Genomic DNA, 15,278 nt, shown 5'->3' with positions numbered 1-15,278 from the left:
TGTTTTGAGCGGCTTTGGTGTGCGAGACAACGGCCTGTTTCGGCTCCCCCGCAGGGGGAGTCGAAACGGTTGTTGTCACGCAGACCGATGCGGCCCAGTCCAGCCCCCAGCCCCCCTACCCCCCCTGCACCCTAGCCGGATCATCACTCCGCGAAGTCGTCGTCACCAGCCCGCTCCCCTGGTCGAAGTGCACATTGAAAAAAGCCTTCTCCTGCGGCTGCTCCCACCAGCGATAACCCCACACCTCTTCCTTCTTCAGCGCGAAGGCCTCGACCTTGGTCGGCTTGCCCAACAGGCGCCGCACCGCATCGCGGCTCATGCCAGGACGCACGCGCGCGAAGTTCTCGGCGGTCAGTACCTGCTCGATCTTCGCCACCTTGCCGTCGGCGCCGATGCTGACCATCCAGGTGGTGGCGCCCTCCGGCCCGCGCGGATACTCGAGCCGCCGGCTGCCGTCCTCTTCCTCCCAGACGATGTCCGGGCGGCCCGCCTGCTCGCGCAGCTCGGCCTCGGTCGAGACACCGGGCTGGATGCCCTGGAACAGCTGGCTGTCCGGCTTGATGGTGTTCCAGGCCGCGCGCGCCTTGTCGCCGGCCTGCTTCATGGCCTGGTCGACCTTCTGCTGGTCGCAGCCGAACAAGGCGAGGAGCGAGGAGATCAGTCCCATGGCGGCAAGGTGTCGGGCCGACGCGCGGTGGCGGGTATTGGCATGCGGGATGGCGTCAGGATGCCGGCGCGCTGGCACCGGCGGCAGGCTCGCCGTCGCTTTCCGTTGCTTCATTCTGCTGGCTCTCCCTGGTGCCGCGTCGATTGGAACGACCCAGGAACAGGTCGGACCAACGGTCGAAGCGGCGGTTGAACAAGACGGACAGGCCGTTGATGGACCCTCCGCGGGCAATCAGCGACCAGCGCCGCGACAGGGCCCAGGTCAGCTTGACCACGTTGCTGGCCGAAGTCAGGCTCTGTTCGTAGCCGACCGAGATCTTCTCCGTCACGGACCTGCCGATGCTGACCACCTGCTGGTCGTTCAGGCCGGCCGTGCTCGGGCCGATGGAAAACTCGTCGAAGCCGAAATGCTGCACGATGTTCTTGCCCACGCGCCCACCGATCATGCCGAGCGCGGCCCCGCCGAGCGCGCCACCGCTGAGCTGGCTCTGCTGCCCGGCGCTGGCGCTGTCCGCGCCGTAGCCGAACATCAGCCACGACAGCTTGTCCTCCTGCGGCACATCAGGCTCGGAGACCAGTTGCACGCGCGGCAGCCGTACGGTACCGGTCACCTCCACACCGGCCGAGACCTCCTGGTTGCGCCGCATCGCGCGGATATTGAGGTTGGGGTTGTCGATCGGCCCGTTGAAATTGACGATGCCGCGGTCGATTTCCAGCCTGCGCCCGAACGCCTCGTAGGTGCCTTCGGCGACGCGGATGGTGCCATTGGCGCGCAGCGGCGTCAGCGGCGCGCTCTTGACCTCGAGTTGCCCGGTCAGGCGCAGGTCGGCGCCGCCGCCGCGGAAGCGGAAATCGTTGCCCAGGTCCAGCGTCAGCTCGACGAGCGGACTGAAGCGGCTGGCCGGCCGGCTTTCCGGCGGCGGCGTGGCAGCGGTACGCAGCGCGCGCTGGTCCTTGCGGCGCACCACCACCACGTCGTCGCCCAGTTCGGGAGCACCGGCCTTAGGCAGGTCGAAGAGGCCACGGTCGACCTTGAACTTGCCGCGGATCACGATCTGCCGGTTCTCGTTCAGGATGGCCGCGTCGCCCGACACGATCAGCGTACGCTCCGGGCTGGAGAACAGCTCCAACTTATCGGCGACGATCCTGCCGCGCAGGTTGGGGTTGGCATCGCCCAGCTGGACGCTGCCGCTGGCTGTCAGCTTGCCGTCGCCACCGTGGAATTCCACCTGGCGCAGCTCGACCGAGTTCTGGTCCAGGGCGATCCGCACCTTGCCATCGGTCAGGCGGATGCCCAGGTCGTACAGCGTCACGCCCAGGCCGTCGCCGTTGAGCTCGCCGGTCAGCAGTGGCGCAGCCACGCTGCCGGCCAGGCGCATCCTGGCGTCGGCACGGCCCTCGAATGCGTACTGCGGTCCGGCCAGCGCCTCGATTGCCTTGAGGCGGGGCACCTCCAGCGCCACCTGGCCTGCCAGCTTCGAGGCGGGGCCGATGGTCGCCAGGCCCTGCTCCTGCAGCAGGCCGGCCGAGGCATCGACCGACAGCTTGCCGACGCGCCCTGAGACGATGCCGCCGCGCAGTGCCAGCCGGCGGCCTTCGAATTCCGCGCGCAGCGCGGTCTGCCCGAGCTCGAGCGTGGTGAAGCCGCGCCCCGCGCTGACCGACAGGTCGCCGCTGCGCCGGCTCAGCTCGGCGAAGCCGGTGGCGTTCTCGGCCAGCACCACGTTCCAGCGGCCGTCGATCACCAGGTCGGAACGCAGCGGCAGCTTGTCGCCGCTGAAGGCCTCGGCCAGGTCCAGCACATGACCGATCTGCACGCCGTCCAGCCGCCCCTGGCTGCGGAGCCGGCCGTGGTCCCAGTCGAACGACTCGATCGCCACCGTGGCGCGCTGGACCTGAAGACGCGTGCTGCCGAGCGCAATATGCTGGTCGGCCACCGCCAGCGGGGCCGGCGCCAGCAGCCGCAGGCTGATCGTGCCGCGCTCCTCGAGCCGGTCGATGGTGCCGCGCCAGCCCTTGTCGCCCTGCCAGGCGCCGTGCCCGGCCAGCGTGGCGTCGAGCGCCCGCCCGTTGACAGCGCCGGTGCTGTTGAGCGCGAAGCGGTGGCTGGCCTGGGTGCCGTCGAGACTGGCGTCGATGGTGTGCAGCGTCGCCTCGGGCCCGTGGAAGTCGCGTGCGGCAAGCTTGAAGGAGAGCGGTCCGTCGAGGGTACCGCCGGCGCCCGGCCGCAGGTGTGCCTCGCCTGCAGCGCTGGCCAGCCGGCGCGGACCGAAGACCAGTGAGCGCGCCTGGTAGCTGGCGTCGATCTCGGGACGCTTCAGCGTGCCGCCAATGTCGGCGTCCAGCTTGAGCGCGCCGGCCAGCCCGAAGCGCAGCCGCTCGAGCTGCGGCGCGTCGACGGCCAGTTTGAGCCGGTCGCCGCGCGCGCCGAAGCTGCCGCGCAGTTCGGCGCGGTTGCCGGCCATCTCGAGCGTGGCGCTGCTGGGCAGCAGGCGCTCGCCGGCCACCTGCACCTTGCCGCCACCGCGCATCGGCAAACCCGCGTATTCGCTGTCGCGCACGGTGAAGTCGACGGCGGCACGCACGGTGCCGGCCAGGCTGCCGGCAGCCCTGAAATCGGCGTTGATGCGGCCCGCCGCCACCTTGGCCAGGCGCGCCGGATCGAAGTTGGCCAGGCGCCCCTGGAAACGGAACGCCTGCTCGCCGGCCAGGCCGAGCTCACCTTCGGCGGTCAGCTGCCCGGGCCCGACGCCGGCGCGCAGCGTGCTCAGCGTCAGCTTGTCCTGGGTCAGGCTGGCGTCGGCAAACAACTTGAGCGGACCGTCGGCGAGATCGAGGGCCACGCTCTGCCGGCCCGGCTCCAGCCGCACGGCCAGCGGCCCGGACAGCCTGGCGCTTTGCAGGGCCCCATGCAGGGCGCGTGGATCGAGCCGGCGCACGTCGAGGTCGAAGCCGCCGCGGCCGTCGTGCAAGGATCCGCCACCGACGATCTGGCCCTGGCCCGCGAGCACCACGCGCAGGTCGCTGACGGCCTGCTCGGCGCTGCTCAGGCGCACGCGGGCCTGTACCGACTCCACCGGCAGGCGCTCGGCATCGAGCGCGCCTGCCAGGCCGTTGCGGATCGTCACCTCGCCTGCCACGGTCAAGGACGGCGGCACGCCCGCCGGCGGGCCGGCCGTGACAGCGGAAGCCGGGACGGATGAGCCCGCCGGCCGCGCCGCCGAGGCAGCCACGGCTGGCGGCTCCGCCGCGCGCTCCTGCACCGGTTTCAGCGCCGCCTGCACCGACAGGTCGGCACTCGGCGCCGACGGGCTGAACAGGCGGGGGTTGATGTGCTCGCCCTGCACGTCGAGATGGCTGAACGGCACCTTGCCGAAGAGCGTCAGGCCGGCGCTGGCGCGGCCGCGCATGCGGTCGCCGCTCGCCTGCAGGCTGGCATCGATGGTCTCCAGCGTACCGCCCGCGCTGGCCGTGACGTTATAGGCCTCTTTTTCCCAGCGCCCCTCGAGCAGGGCCCGTGCACTCAGCGGGAACGGTGCCTGCGCGCCGAGCTGCGCATCGGCGGCCAGCTTGCCATACGGCGTGACGAGCCGGTCGATACCGAGGCGATGGTGCAGGCCATCGGTATGCAGCGACGCCGACAGGTCCGAGAACACCATCGGCTCGGCGGAGACCTGGCCGCCCTCGTGCAGCGCCAGCCGCCGCAGCGTCAGCGCGTCGATATCGACGGCCAGCGGCAGCGCCAGCGAGGTCGGCAGCGTGAGGGGCTTGTTCGACGGCTCGGAGGGGCCGAGGCGGACGTCGACGGCGCCCACGCTCAGCCACTGCACATGCAGCCGCGCCGGCGACCAGGAAAAGGACCATTGGCCGTCCAGGCTGTCGAGCGCGACGCGCGTCTGCCCGCTGGCGAACACCACCTGGCGCAGGCGCAGGCCGCTGGCGAGCGTACCGCCTTCCAGCCGGCCCGACAGCATGCCGGCCGACAGCCGCGTGGCCAGCGCCCACAGCTGGCGCGTACCGGCCTCGCTGTGCAGCGCCGCCGCCAGCAGGCCGGCCAGCATGATCGCCAGTGCCAGCAGCCCGGCCAGGCTCCAGCCCAGCGCGCGCCGCAACCGGCGCCAGGCGCCGTCCGCGCGCGGCGGCGGTGCATCGGGCCCGGGCGCGGGAACCGGGGGCATGTCGGGGCGGCTCATTTCGGCTGCTCGGGCAGGTGCGGGGACAGGAGGGGCGGGAGCAGAGTCGGCACGCGCATCAGAATGCCACCCCCAGGGAAACATGCGGACGGAACTGCTGCTTCTGGATGCCGTAGCCGAGGTCGAGCTGGACCGGGCCGACCGGGCTGCGCCAGCGCGCGCCGATGCCCACGCCATGGAAGATGGTGATGCCGTGCAGGTCGTTGGTGGCGGTGCCGGCATCCCAGAACAGCGCCACGCCCCACTCGGGACGGAACCAGTGCTGGTACTCGAGACCCGTCGTGCCGAGGTAGCGCGCCGGCAGCACGCTGGCGCCGCTGGGCGTGCCGATCGACTGGTAGCCGTAACCGCGCACCGAGTCCGTGCCGCCGGCACGGAAGCGCAGCGTGGCGGGCACGTTCTGCGGGCTGGCGCCGGTCATGTCCGCGCCCAGTTCCAGGCGGGCCACCACGAGGTCGCGCGAGCCCACCGGGATGTACTGGCGGATACGCCCGTACAGCCGCAGGAAGGTGGCGTCCGACATCAGGTTCTTGACCGCCACGCCGACCTGGGTGTTGATCACATTACCGCGGCGCGGGAAGACGGGATTGTCGACGTCGCGCCGTGTCCAGGCGAAGGCCGGCACCAGCGCGCGCGCGATCTGCTGCTGTTCCCCGAGCGGCATCAGCCGGTCGTAGTAATAGTCGAGCGAGAAGGTGACGTCGTAGTTCTCGCGCGAGCGCGAGCGCTTGAGGCCGGTGCGCAGGCTGGTGGTGTCGGTGCTTTCGACGTCGATGGTGCGCTCATAGCTGCCATAGACGCTGTTGCGGTACGACTTGCCGTCGGGCGGCATCGCCACCTCGCCCAGTGCGTACTGCCGCTTCTGTTCGAGGCTGAGCTGGGAGTCGAAGGTCCAGGCGCGGTTGAACAGGTTCAGATAGGTATAGCGCCCGGTGGCCTGGGCGCCGGTGTCGGTGGTATAGCCCACGCCGGCGCCGAGCCGGTTCTCCGGGTACTCGCGCACATGCACGTTGACCGGCGCGGTCACGCTGTCCGCGCCTTCGGCCGGCGGCGCGTCCTCCAGATCGACCTGCACGTTCGAGAAGTAGGGCTGGCGCTGGATCGCGCGCTGCAGCTCCAGCAGCCGTTCCACGCGATAGGGTTCGCCCACGCTGAGCGGGTTGACGTTGCGGACGATGCCCTCCGGATAGCGGCTGGTGCCGGTGATGCGCAGGGGGCCGAGCAGGTAGGCCGGCCCGCTGTCGTAGCGCACCGACAGGTCGGCGGCCTGTTCATCGGGCTCGATGTACGCCTGCGAATGCCCGAGCCTGGCGCCGTAGTAGCGGTTGGACTGCAGTTGCGCCAGCGCGTCGCCCTTGGCCTTGTCCCAGTCAGACTGGCGGAAAGGCTGGCCGGCCGGGAGCTCCCAGCCATTGCGTAATGCCTCCACCTGCGCGGGCGCCTGGCTGGCTGCCGGCCCCTGTACCGCCACGTCGACGCGGCGGATCAGCGTGCGCGCCCCGGCGTCCACCGTCAGGCGGACCACGCGCTTGTCGCCTTCGCCGTCCACCCGCGCGGTGGCGGTGGCATCGAAATAGCCTTCGGTCGAGGCCAGCTGGCGCACCTGGTCGCCGACGGTCTCGACCATGTACGCGAACTGGTCCTGGGACAGGTCGGTGCGATCCGCATAGCGGGTCAGGTCGAGGTGGGCCTTGAGCAGGTCGCGCAGCGCTCCGGGTGCCTCAACCTCCACTTTGTAGACGGCACCGGCCGGCAGCGGCGCCAGCAACAGGGCCAGGCCTGCCGGAGCCAGGCCGCGCAGTGCCAGCGCATGGGATAGCCGCCACCAGGCGCCGCGTCCGTGCTTGCTTCGGAAACGCATCCTCATCCGTCGTCAGCGATTTCGCAAAGTTGACATTTGACCACAACCGGCGGACATCTCTGGCATCCGCCGCAGGAATGCCGCGCATTTCCGACGGCACCGGGCTCCGATACGGTAAAATCGCGCCGGTTCCCGCCTTACCTGATAGACAATCCCCGCCATGGCACTCTACGAATCGGACATCACCCAGTTCCTGAAGACCCTCAAGAAAGAGCAGCCCTCGCTCGAGGCCGAGCAGCGCGAAGGCCGCGCCCTGCTGTGGGACAAGGCACCGATCGACCTGGACGAACGCGCGCGCGCCGATGCCTCGCGCGTGGCGCAGAAGCCCTACGTCTACTCGCTGGACTGAACACGGCACTGCCCGGCCGCCGGCCCATGAGCCCTGACGACCAGGACAAGCTCGCGCCTCCGACCGAGCTGCCCAGCGTCGCGCCAGAGCGCGACGCCACCCCCGACACCATTGACGGGATGGCGTTCGCGCGCCTGTACGGCGAGCCGCTGTTCCAGGTCCCGAACGACCTCTACATCCCGCCCGATGCGCTCGAGGTCTTCCTCGAGGCCTTCGAGGGTCCGCTCGACCTGCTGCTGTACCTGATCCGCAAGCAGAACTTCAACGTCCTCGACATCCCGATGGCGCAGGTGACGCGCCAGTACCTGAGCTACGTCGAAGAGATCCGCAAGCGCAATCTGGAGCTGGCGGCGGAGTACCTGCTGATGGCGGCCATGCTGATCGAGATCAAGTCGCGCATGCTGCTGCCGGTGAAGAAGGCCGACAGCGAGGAAGAAGTCGAGGATCCGCGCGCCGAACTGGTACGCCGCCTGCTCGAATACGAGCAGATGAAGCTCGCCGCGCAGCGCCTGGACCAGTTGCCGCAGCTCGGCCGCGACTTCCTGCGCACGCAGGTATATATCGAGCAGAGCCTGACGCCGCGCTTCCCCGACGTCGACTGCGGCGACCTGCAGGCCGCCTGGGCCGACGTGCTCAGGCGCGCCAAGCTGAACCAGAATCACAAGATCTCGCGCGAAACCCTCTCGGTGCGCGAGCACATGAGCCAGATCCTGCGGCGGCTGCAGCATGCCCGCTTCATGGAGTTCTCCGAACTGTTCGAGGACGCGATCCGCTCGGGCCAGGGCGCCCCGGTGGTGGTGGTCAACTTCATCGCCATCCTCGAGCTGGCGCGCGAATCCCTGCTCGAGATCACGCAGGCCGAGCCGTTCGCGCCGATCTACGTCCGCCTCGCCTATACGCCAACCTGAGCGCCAACCTGAGCGCCGGCCTGAGCACCCATTCCGCGGCGGCAAAGGGGCCCTTCCCCAATCGCGAACGGATTCCGGCGCCGCCATGCCGCCGCGGCGAGGGTCCATCGGCCCGCACCGCGCCCACATGCTCTACAATCCGCCGACAGCCGGCACTCAGACCGGCCTGCCCGGCGGCTCCGGCCCGGGCACTAGGGTCTCTCCGATCACGACCAGCACGCCAAGTTCATGAAAGTCATTTCCTCCATCCACGAGCTGCGCGATCAGTTGCGCGGCCAGAACCGCGTCGCCTTCGTGCCCACCATGGGCAACCTGCACGAAGGCCATCTGTCGCTGATGCGGCTGGCGCGGCAGCACGGCGACCCGGTGGTGGCGTCGATCTTCGTCAACCGCCTGCAGTTCGGCCCCAACGAGGACTTCGACAAGTACCCGCGCACGCTGCAGGAGGACATCGAAAAGCTGCAGAAGGAAGGCGTCTACGTACTGTTCGCGCCCACCGAGCGCGACATGTACCCCGAGCCGCAGGAATACCGCGTCGAGCCGCCGCACGACCTGGGCGACATCCTCGAGGGCGAGTTCCGTCCGGGCTTCTTCAAGGGCGTGTGCACGGTGGTGATGAAGCTGTTCTCCTGCGCGCAGCCGCGCGTGGCGGTGTTCGGCAAGAAGGACTACCAGCAGCTGATGATCGTGCGCCGCATGGCCCACCAGTTCGCGCTGCCGATCGACATCGTGCCGGCCGAGACGGTGCGGGCCGAGGACGGCCTGGCGTTGTCCTCCCGCAACCGCTACCTGGCGCCGGACGAGCGCGCCGAGGCACCGGTGCTCTATCGCACGCTGCATGAGGTGCGCGATACCGTGCTGGCGAGCAATCCCGCTGCCACCGACCTGGCGGCAGTCGAGGCCCAGGCGCAGGCCAGCCTGGCCGCGCGCGGCTGGAAGCCCGACTACGTGGCCATCCGCAAGCGCAGCAACCTGCAGGCGCCGACCCGCGAGGAATTCGTCGCGGGCGAGCCGCTGGTGGTGCTGACCGCCGCCAAGCTGGGTGCGACCCGGCTGATCGACAACCTCGAGATCTGACGCAGCGCGCGCGCCGGCGGCTCCGCCCGGCGCACGCCGCAAGGCAGAACGCAAAACGCCCGGCATCAGCCGGGCGTTTTCTTGCCTCCCTGGCGCCCAGCCAGCCGCGTCAGGCCAGGCGCACGCCGGCGCGCTGGCGCTCGCGCGCGAGATGGCGCCGCTGCCCGCGCCGGCGCTTGAGCCAGATCAGCAGGCCGGTCACGGCGAAGGCCAGCGGCGCCAGGCCGAAGACCGTGATCAGGATCCTCCCCGGCAGCCCGAAGGCCTCGCCGGTATGCAGCGGATACAGCCAGTTCAGCAGGGTATCGCCGGCCGGCGCGCGCAGCGGGTCGCGCAGCCTCAGCACGGTGCCGCGGCGGGCATCGATCCAGACCCGGGTCGAGCCGCCGCCCTGGCGCACCTCGCCCGGCTGGCGCAGGCGCACCTCGTAGGCATCGTCCGGCTTGCGCGGCGGGCTGACGCGGGTCACGCGCGCCTGCGGAAAGGCGGCCTGAGCCGCTGCCATCGCCTGCCCGATCCCCAGCGGCACCGCACCGTCGGCACCGTCCACGGCGGGTGCCGAGAGCGGTTTCGCTCCGGACGGCGTCACCGTCATCACCGCCCCCACCAGCGGCGTCACCCACTTGGGCAGGTTGAGATACCAGCCGGAAAAGGCCACCACCAGCACGATCGGTGCGACAAAGACGCCGCCGGCGCGGTGCAGCGAGTAGTTGAAGCGCGACCAGGAGCCGCCGTGGCGGATCGTGAGCGCCTGCCGCAGGGCGCCCCAGCGCAGCTTGGGCAGCCACAGCAGCAGCCCGCCCAGCGTGGTCAGCAGCATCAGCATGCCGGTGATGCCGGTGATGGTCTTGCCGGTCTCGCCCGCCAGCAGATAGCGGTGCAGGTGGAACAGCGTGGGCATCAGCAAGGGGCGCGACAGGCCGGGCTGGCCCCAGATGCGTTCGCCCTGGATCGCCAGCGTGGCCGGATCGACCATGACCTGGCGCGAGCGTCCCGGCACGGCGCCGTCCGCGCCCTTGACTGCATACGAGGCGACGAAGACGCCGGACGGCCCGTCGGGCAGCATCAACAGGCGCGGCTTGCCATAGCGCGGATCCGCCGCGAGCCTGGCGGCCACCGCCTCCGCCTGGGCCGGCGTGACCGGCCCCGCGGCGGGTGCCGAAGCGCGCAGCAGCTCGGGATTGAGTACCGCATCCAGCTCATCGCGCCAGGCGATCACCGTGCCGGTCAGGCCCAGCAGCACGAAAACCAGCCCGAAGCTCAGGCCGAGGTAGAGATGGATCTTTTGCAGGACGGTACGGAGGCGGCCGGTGACCATGATGGAAAGGCGGCCGCCTGGCGTACCGCGAATGAGAATGCGAAGGATTTGCGATTCTAGCAGCAGCCCGGGACCGCGCGGGACCGCTGCGTGCGCAGGCTAGCCGCAATACTGTTCAGATAGTATTTTTAAAGCCATAATCCTCATCCATCGAAGCTTCAATGGATGAGGGTGATGGCCAGAACACGCAAGACGCTGCCGTCGAGAGTTGACGTTGCGCATTTGATCAGCGCCGGGGTGCTGGCCAGCGTGTGTCCACGGACGTTGATCGAAGAAGTGTTGGCCGAGACCGGCAAGGCCAGCCAGCGGGAGCGGCTGCTGCCCGCGCCGGCAGTGGTGTATTACGTGATGGCGCTGGCGCTGTGGCGCGAAGCGCCGCTGGAGGAAGTGCTGCGCGTGGTGTGCGAAGGCCTGCAATGGCTCGGCGGCGGCCACACTGAGGCGGTGCAGGCCAGCAAGTCCGCGATCTCGCAGGCGCGCAGCCGGCTGGGCCCCGAGGTCATGCGCCAATTGGCCGATCGGGTGCTGCGCCCGCTGGCCGCGCCGGGGGCGCCAGGGGCGTGGTACCGGGGATTGCGCGTGATGGCCCTGGACGGCAGCTGCATGGACGTGGCCGACGAGGCGGCCAACGCCAAGTTCTTCGGCTACCCGGGCGCCTCGCGCGGCCAAAGCGCCTTCCCGCAGGCGCGCGTTCTGGGCCTGGTGGAATGCGGCACGCACGCGGTGGTGGCAGCCGGCATCGCACCCTACGGCCACAGCGAGCAGGTCATGGCCGCCCAGTTGCTGCCCGCCAAGCTCACGCCCGAGATGCTGGTGCTGGCCGACCGCAACTTCTACGGCTTCAAGCTCTGGCAGACCGCCTGCGCTACGGGCGCCAAGCTGGCCTGGCGGGTCAAATCCAACCTCAAGCTGCCGGTAGAGCAGATGTTGCCCGATGGCTCGTACCTGAGCCGCGTGTTCGACAGCGACGACCGCGCGCGGCGCGCAGGGCAAACGGTGCGTGTGATCGACTACGCGCTCGAGGGCTCGGCCACGCCGGCGCAGGGCAGCTACCGGCTGCTGACCAACCTCCTGGACCCCGATGCGGCGCCGGCCCTGGAGCTGGCCGCGCTGTACCACGAGCGCTGGGAGATCGAGGGGGTGTTCGATGAGTTCAAGACGCATTTGCGCGCCAACAGCACGGTGCTGCGCAGCAAGACGCCCGAGCTGGTGCAGCAGGAGCTGTGGGGGCTGCTGCTGGCGCACTTTGCGATTCGCCAGTTGATGGCGCAGGCGGCCTGGGCGCGCGAACTCGATCCGGATCGCCTGAGCTTCATGCACGCCGTGCGCGTGATCAAGCGCAAGATGCCGCAAGCTGCGGCCGTTTCCCCCTGAGCGTTTGCCTGCCTGGCGCGAGGCCCTGCTGGCCGAGATCGCGCGCGGGCGCTGCGTGAGCAGTCGTGGGCGCCTGAACCCGCGCGGCGTCAAGCGCAAGATGAGCAACTTCAATGTTCGGCATCGCGGCGCAGCGCTCCATTTGCGGCATCAGCCAGTGCCGGTGCTTCGTATCTGAACAGTATTTAGGCTAGCCGTGCAGCGGCGCCAGCAGCCGGTCCAAGTCGAGATGGGCGGCCAGGGTATCGGCCAGCCGTTCGATGGAAGCCTCGCGCAGCGCCGCCAGGTCCACGCCCTCGGCCCCCGCCAGGCCGGCCCAGCGCAGCAGCGCGGCGCAGCCGGAGGGGTCGTCGAACAGGCCGTGCACATAGGTGGCCAGTACCTGCCCGTCGGCCGACAGGGCGCCGTCGACGCGCCCGTCGTCCAGCGCCAGCGCGGGCCGCGCCAGGCCGGCCCCGGCGCTGACGCCCATGTGGATCTCGTAGCCCGTCACCGCGGCGGCGCCCCCCGGTGGCGCGCCCGGCTCGAGCAGCAGGCGGCCACCGACACGGCGCAGCTGCTTGCGCGCGGCCAGCGTGGTCTCGTAGTCGAGCAGGCCCAGGCCCGGACTGCTGCCCGCGCGCCCCTCCCGGCCGTCGGGATCGTGCAGGGCCCGGCCCAGCATCTGCATGCCCCCGCAGATGCCGATCACCTTGCCGCCATAGCGCAGGTGGCGCAGGATCGCCGCCTCCCAGCCTTCGGCGCGCAGATGCTCCAGGTCGGCGCGCACGCTCTTGCTGCCGGGCAGCACGATCAGGTCGGCCGGCGGCACCGGCATGCCCGGCCCGACGAAGCGCAGGTCGACCTGCGGATGGGCGCGCAGCGCATCGAAATCGGTATGGTTGGAGATGCGCGGCAGCACCGGCACGATCACGCGCAGCAAAGCCGTGCCGGTGCCGCGCTTGGCTCCCTGCGCGCTGGCGATGGCATCCTCGGCATCCAGGTGCAGGCCGTGCAGGTAGGGCAGCACGCCCAGCACCGGCTTGCCGGTGCGCGCCTCCAGCCAGTCCAGCCCTGGCTGCAGCAGCCCGATATCGCCGCGGAAGCGATTGATGACGAAGCCGGTCACGCGCGCGCGTTCGCTCTCCGACAGGCAGTCGAGCGTGCCGACCAGGTGAGCGAACACGCCGCCCCGGTCGATGTCGGCCACCAGCACCACCGGGCAGTCGACCGCCTCGGCAAATCCCATGTTCGCGATGTCGCGGTCACGCAGGTTGATCTCGGCCGGGCTGCCGGCGCCTTCCACCACCACCACCGCATAGGCCGTGCGCAAGCGCGCGTGCGAGGCCAGCACGGCCTTCATGGCCTCGGGCTTGTAGGCATGGTAGGCGCGCGCGTCGAGATCGAGGCGGGCACGGCCGTGGATGATGACCTGGGCGCCGGTGTCGCTGCTGGGCTTGAGCAGCACCGGATTCATGTCGGTGTGCGGCGCCAGTCCGGCGGCCTGGGCCTGCAGCGCCTGGGCCCGGCCGATCTCGCCGCCGTCGGCCGTGACCGCGCTGTTGAGCGCCATGTTCTGCGGCTTGAAGGGCGCCACCCGGATGCCGCGGCGCGCCAGCACGCGGCACAGCCCGGCCACCAGCGTGCTCTTGCCGGCGTCGGAGGTGGTGCCCTGCACCATCAGGGTGCCGTGCAAGGCGCCCGCCTTGATCGGAGCGGCTGCATCGGCTGCAACGTCGTCTGGGGAGTCTGGATCTCGCATGGCGCGGATTATCGCACCGGCCCCTCCCGCCGCGCGGCCGGACGGCCGCGTGCCGGCCGCGTGCCGGCCGCGTGCCGGCCGGATAGGCGGCGGCTACAATACCCGGATGGAAACCCCGGCAACCGCTCTCGATGTCCCGCCCCAAGCCGCCGCGTCCCCTGCCACGGAGAACGGCCGCGCCGCGCGCGAGCTGACACTGGTACTGGGCGGCGCGCGCTCGGGCAAGAGCCACTTCGCCGAGCAGTTGGCCAGCGACCATGCGGCGCGCCACGGCGGCCCGGTCACCTACATCGCTACCGCCCGCCACGAAAGCGCCAGTGGCGACGAGGAAATGGAGTTGCGCATCGCGTTGCACCGTGCCCGCCGCCCCGCCAGCTGGAAGCTGGTGGAAGAGCCGCTGCACCTGGCCGACGCGCTCTACGCGCACGCCCGGCACGACGGCTGCATCCTGGTCGACTGCGCCACGCTGTGGCTGAACAACCTGCTCTTCCTCGACGCGCGCGGCTATCCCGAGCACGGCCTGATCACGCCGCCGGCCGCCTTCAGCGAGGAAATCGAGGCACTGCTGTCCGCCCTGCCCACACTGCCGGGCCACACCATCCTGGTCTCCAACGAGATCGGCTTCGGCGTGGTGCCGATGGGAGCGATCACCCGCTTCTATGTCGACGAGCTGGGCCGGCTCAACCAGAAGCTGGCTGCCGCCGCCGACCGCGTGCGGCTGCTGGTGGCCGGTATCCCGGTGGCGGTGAAAGGCGCGGACCCGGCATGATCCTGTTGTCCTGGCCGGCCTGCGTGGCCGCCGCGCTGGCAGGCGTCTGGCTGGACCGCCTGCTGGGCGAACCGCCGCGCTGGCACCCGCTGGTGGGCTTCGGCCGCCTCGCCGCCGCGCTCGAGTCCCGCCTGAACCGCCCCGCGCCGCCGCTGCGCCAGCGCCTGGCAGGGTTGGTGGCCTGGAGCCTGCTGGTGCTCGGGCCGGCCGCGCTGGCCTGGCTGCTGGTGACTGCCGCGCAACGCGCCAGTCCCTGGCTGGCGCTGGCGCTGCACGCGCTGGCCCTGTATGCCGCGCTGGGCGCGCGCAGCCTGCAGCAGCATATCGCGCCGATCGCCGACGCCCTGAGCGCGCGGCACCTGGACGAGGCACGCCGCCTGACCGCCCGCATCGTCTCACGCGACACGGCCGACGCCGATACCGAGGCGCTCGCGCGCGCGGCCTGCGAATCGGCGCTGGAAAACGGCAACGATGCCATCTTCGGCGCGCTGTTCTGGTTCCTGGTAGGCGGCGCGCCCGCCGTGGTGCTGTTCCGCCTGGCCAATACGCTCGATGCCATGTGGGGCTACCGCACGCCGCGCCTGCTGCATTTCGGCTGGGCTGCCGCCCGCCTCGACGACCTGCTGAACCTGCTGCCGGCGCGCCTGACGGCGCTGTCCTACGCGCTGCTGGGTGCCACCGGCCCGGCGCTGCGCTGCTGGCGCACACAGGCGCCGGCCTGGTCCTCGCCCAATGCCGGCCCGGTGATGGCGGCCGGCGCAGGCGCGGTGGGCGTCGCCCTGGGCGGCCCGGCGCGCTACCACGGCGCCTGGGAGGACCGTCCGCCGCTCGGCGCCGGCGTCGCCCCCGGCGCCGCCGAAGTGCGCGCCTGCCTGCGCCTGGTGCGGCACACGCTGTGGCTGTGGCTGGCCCTCGCCGCGGCAGGCGCGCTCGCCTGCCTCGCGCTGGATCTCCGCGCCACGCTGGCCGCCACCTCCTGCCCTGCCGCCCACGCGTTCGCGCCGGCCCGCGCATGAAGACCG

The 15,278-nt window shown here is 70.7% G+C and carries 11 protein-coding genes; 6 read left to right on the top strand and 5 right to left on the bottom strand.

Annotated features, from left to right (window positions below):
• Window positions 1-115: 115 nt before the first annotated feature.
• The 3 genes from bamE to BKK79_RS15140 are packed head-to-tail and all read right to left on the bottom strand — an operon-like array spanning window position 116 to window position 6,720.
• Window positions 116-667, bottom strand: coding sequence for an outer membrane protein assembly factor BamE domain-containing protein (bamE, locus tag BKK79_RS15150; RefSeq protein ID WP_071016548.1), 552 nt, complete (start codon window positions 665-667; stop codon window positions 116-118).
• A gap of 55 nt (window positions 668-722) precedes the next feature.
• A complete protein-coding gene (locus tag BKK79_RS15145) occupies window positions 723-4,859 on the bottom strand; it encodes a translocation/assembly module TamB domain-containing protein (RefSeq protein ID WP_071037954.1) in 4,137 nt (1,378 codons plus the stop codon).
• 58 nt (window positions 4,860-4,917) lie between these two features.
• Window positions 4,918-6,720 (bottom strand): autotransporter assembly complex protein TamA, encoded by a 1,803-nt coding sequence (locus BKK79_RS15140; RefSeq protein ID WP_071014989.1) that lies wholly within the window; start codon window positions 6,718-6,720, stop codon window positions 4,918-4,920.
• 160 nt (window positions 6,721-6,880) lie between these two features.
• Here BKK79_RS15140 and BKK79_RS15135 point away from each other — a divergent pair, with 160 nt between their 5' ends.
• From BKK79_RS15135 to panC, 3 genes are all read left to right on the top strand, one after another.
• Complete coding sequence (locus BKK79_RS15135) at window positions 6,881-7,069, top strand: DUF3460 family protein (RefSeq protein WP_071014992.1); 189 nt, start codon at window positions 6,881-6,883, stop codon at window positions 7,067-7,069.
• Between the two features lie 26 nt (window positions 7,070-7,095).
• On the top strand, window positions 7,096-7,977 hold the full coding sequence (locus tag BKK79_RS15130; RefSeq protein WP_071014995.1) for a segregation and condensation protein A: 882 nt from the start codon (window positions 7,096-7,098) through the stop codon (window positions 7,975-7,977).
• A gap of 228 nt (window positions 7,978-8,205) precedes the next feature.
• Window positions 8,206-9,054, top strand: a complete 849-nt coding sequence (gene panC / locus BKK79_RS15125) for a pantoate--beta-alanine ligase (protein WP_071014997.1) — start codon at window positions 8,206-8,208, stop codon at window positions 9,052-9,054.
• Window positions 9,055-9,163: 109 nt separating this feature from the next.
• Here panC and BKK79_RS15120 read toward each other — a convergent pair whose 3' ends face one another.
• The gene (locus tag BKK79_RS15120) at window positions 9,164-10,372 is read right to left on the bottom strand and encodes a PepSY-associated TM helix domain-containing protein (protein WP_071037953.1); all 1,209 of its coding nucleotides are present in this window, start codon (window positions 10,370-10,372) and stop codon (window positions 9,164-9,166) included.
• Between the two features lie 165 nt (window positions 10,373-10,537).
• Here BKK79_RS15120 and BKK79_RS15115 point away from each other — a divergent pair, with 165 nt between their 5' ends.
• A complete protein-coding gene (locus BKK79_RS15115) occupies window positions 10,538-11,746 on the top strand; it encodes an IS4-like element ISBvi1 family transposase (RefSeq protein WP_011517431.1) in 1,209 nt (402 codons plus the stop codon).
• A 190-nt stretch (window positions 11,747-11,936) separates the two neighbouring features.
• On the opposite strand, the gene BKK79_RS15110 is transcribed toward BKK79_RS15115, so the two are convergent.
• Window positions 11,937-13,406, bottom strand: coding sequence for a cobyric acid synthase (locus BKK79_RS15110; protein WP_071038545.1), 1,470 nt, complete (start codon window positions 13,404-13,406; stop codon window positions 11,937-11,939).
• 187 nt (window positions 13,407-13,593) lie between these two features.
• On the opposite strand from BKK79_RS15110, the gene cobU reads away from it, so the two are divergent.
• Window positions 13,594-14,256, top strand: a complete 663-nt coding sequence (cobU, locus tag BKK79_RS15105; protein ID WP_071037952.1) for a bifunctional adenosylcobinamide kinase/adenosylcobinamide-phosphate guanylyltransferase — start codon at window positions 13,594-13,596, stop codon at window positions 14,254-14,256.
• Window positions 14,253-15,272, top strand: a complete 1,020-nt coding sequence (gene cbiB, locus BKK79_RS15100) for an adenosylcobinamide-phosphate synthase CbiB (protein ID WP_071037951.1) — start codon at window positions 14,253-14,255, stop codon at window positions 15,270-15,272. The genes cobU and cbiB overlap by 4 nt, the downstream gene beginning before the upstream one ends.
• Window positions 15,273-15,278: the final 6 nt, after the last annotated feature.

The sequence above is a fragment of the Cupriavidus sp. USMAA2-4 genome (assembly GCF_001854305.1).
In the GTDB taxonomy this organism is placed as follows: Bacteria; Pseudomonadota; Gammaproteobacteria; order Burkholderiales; family Burkholderiaceae; genus Cupriavidus; species Cupriavidus malaysiensis.
This window is presented reverse-complemented; position numbering and strand designations above follow the sequence as displayed.

Coding starts and splice junctions, on each gene's coding strand:
- bamE (WP_071016548.1), bottom strand. CDS start 667: ATGGGACTGATCTCCTCGCTCCTCGCCTTGTTCGGCTGCGACCAGCAG.
- BKK79_RS15145 (WP_071037954.1), bottom strand. CDS start 4,859: ATGAGCCGCCCCGACATGCCCCCGGTTCCCGCGCCCGGGCCCGATGCA.
- BKK79_RS15140 (WP_071014989.1), bottom strand. CDS start 6,720: ATGCGTTTCCGAAGCAAGCACGGACGCGGCGCCTGGTGGCGGCTATCC.
- BKK79_RS15135 (WP_071014992.1), top strand. CDS start 6,881: ATGGCACTCTACGAATCGGACATCACCCAGTTCCTGAAGACCCTCAAG.
- BKK79_RS15130 (WP_071014995.1), top strand. CDS start 7,096: ATGAGCCCTGACGACCAGGACAAGCTCGCGCCTCCGACCGAGCTGCCC.
- panC (WP_071014997.1), top strand. CDS start 8,206: ATGAAAGTCATTTCCTCCATCCACGAGCTGCGCGATCAGTTGCGCGGC.
- BKK79_RS15120 (WP_071037953.1), bottom strand. CDS start 10,372: ATGGTCACCGGCCGCCTCCGTACCGTCCTGCAAAAGATCCATCTCTAC.
- BKK79_RS15115 (WP_011517431.1), top strand. CDS start 10,538: ATGAGGGTGATGGCCAGAACACGCAAGACGCTGCCGTCGAGAGTTGAC.
- BKK79_RS15110 (WP_071038545.1), bottom strand. CDS start 13,406: ATGGTGCAGGGCACCACCTCCGACGCCGGCAAGAGCACGCTGGTGGCC.
- cobU (WP_071037952.1), top strand. CDS start 13,594: ATGGAAACCCCGGCAACCGCTCTCGATGTCCCGCCCCAAGCCGCCGCG.
- cbiB (WP_071037951.1), top strand. CDS start 14,253: ATGATCCTGTTGTCCTGGCCGGCCTGCGTGGCCGCCGCGCTGGCAGGC.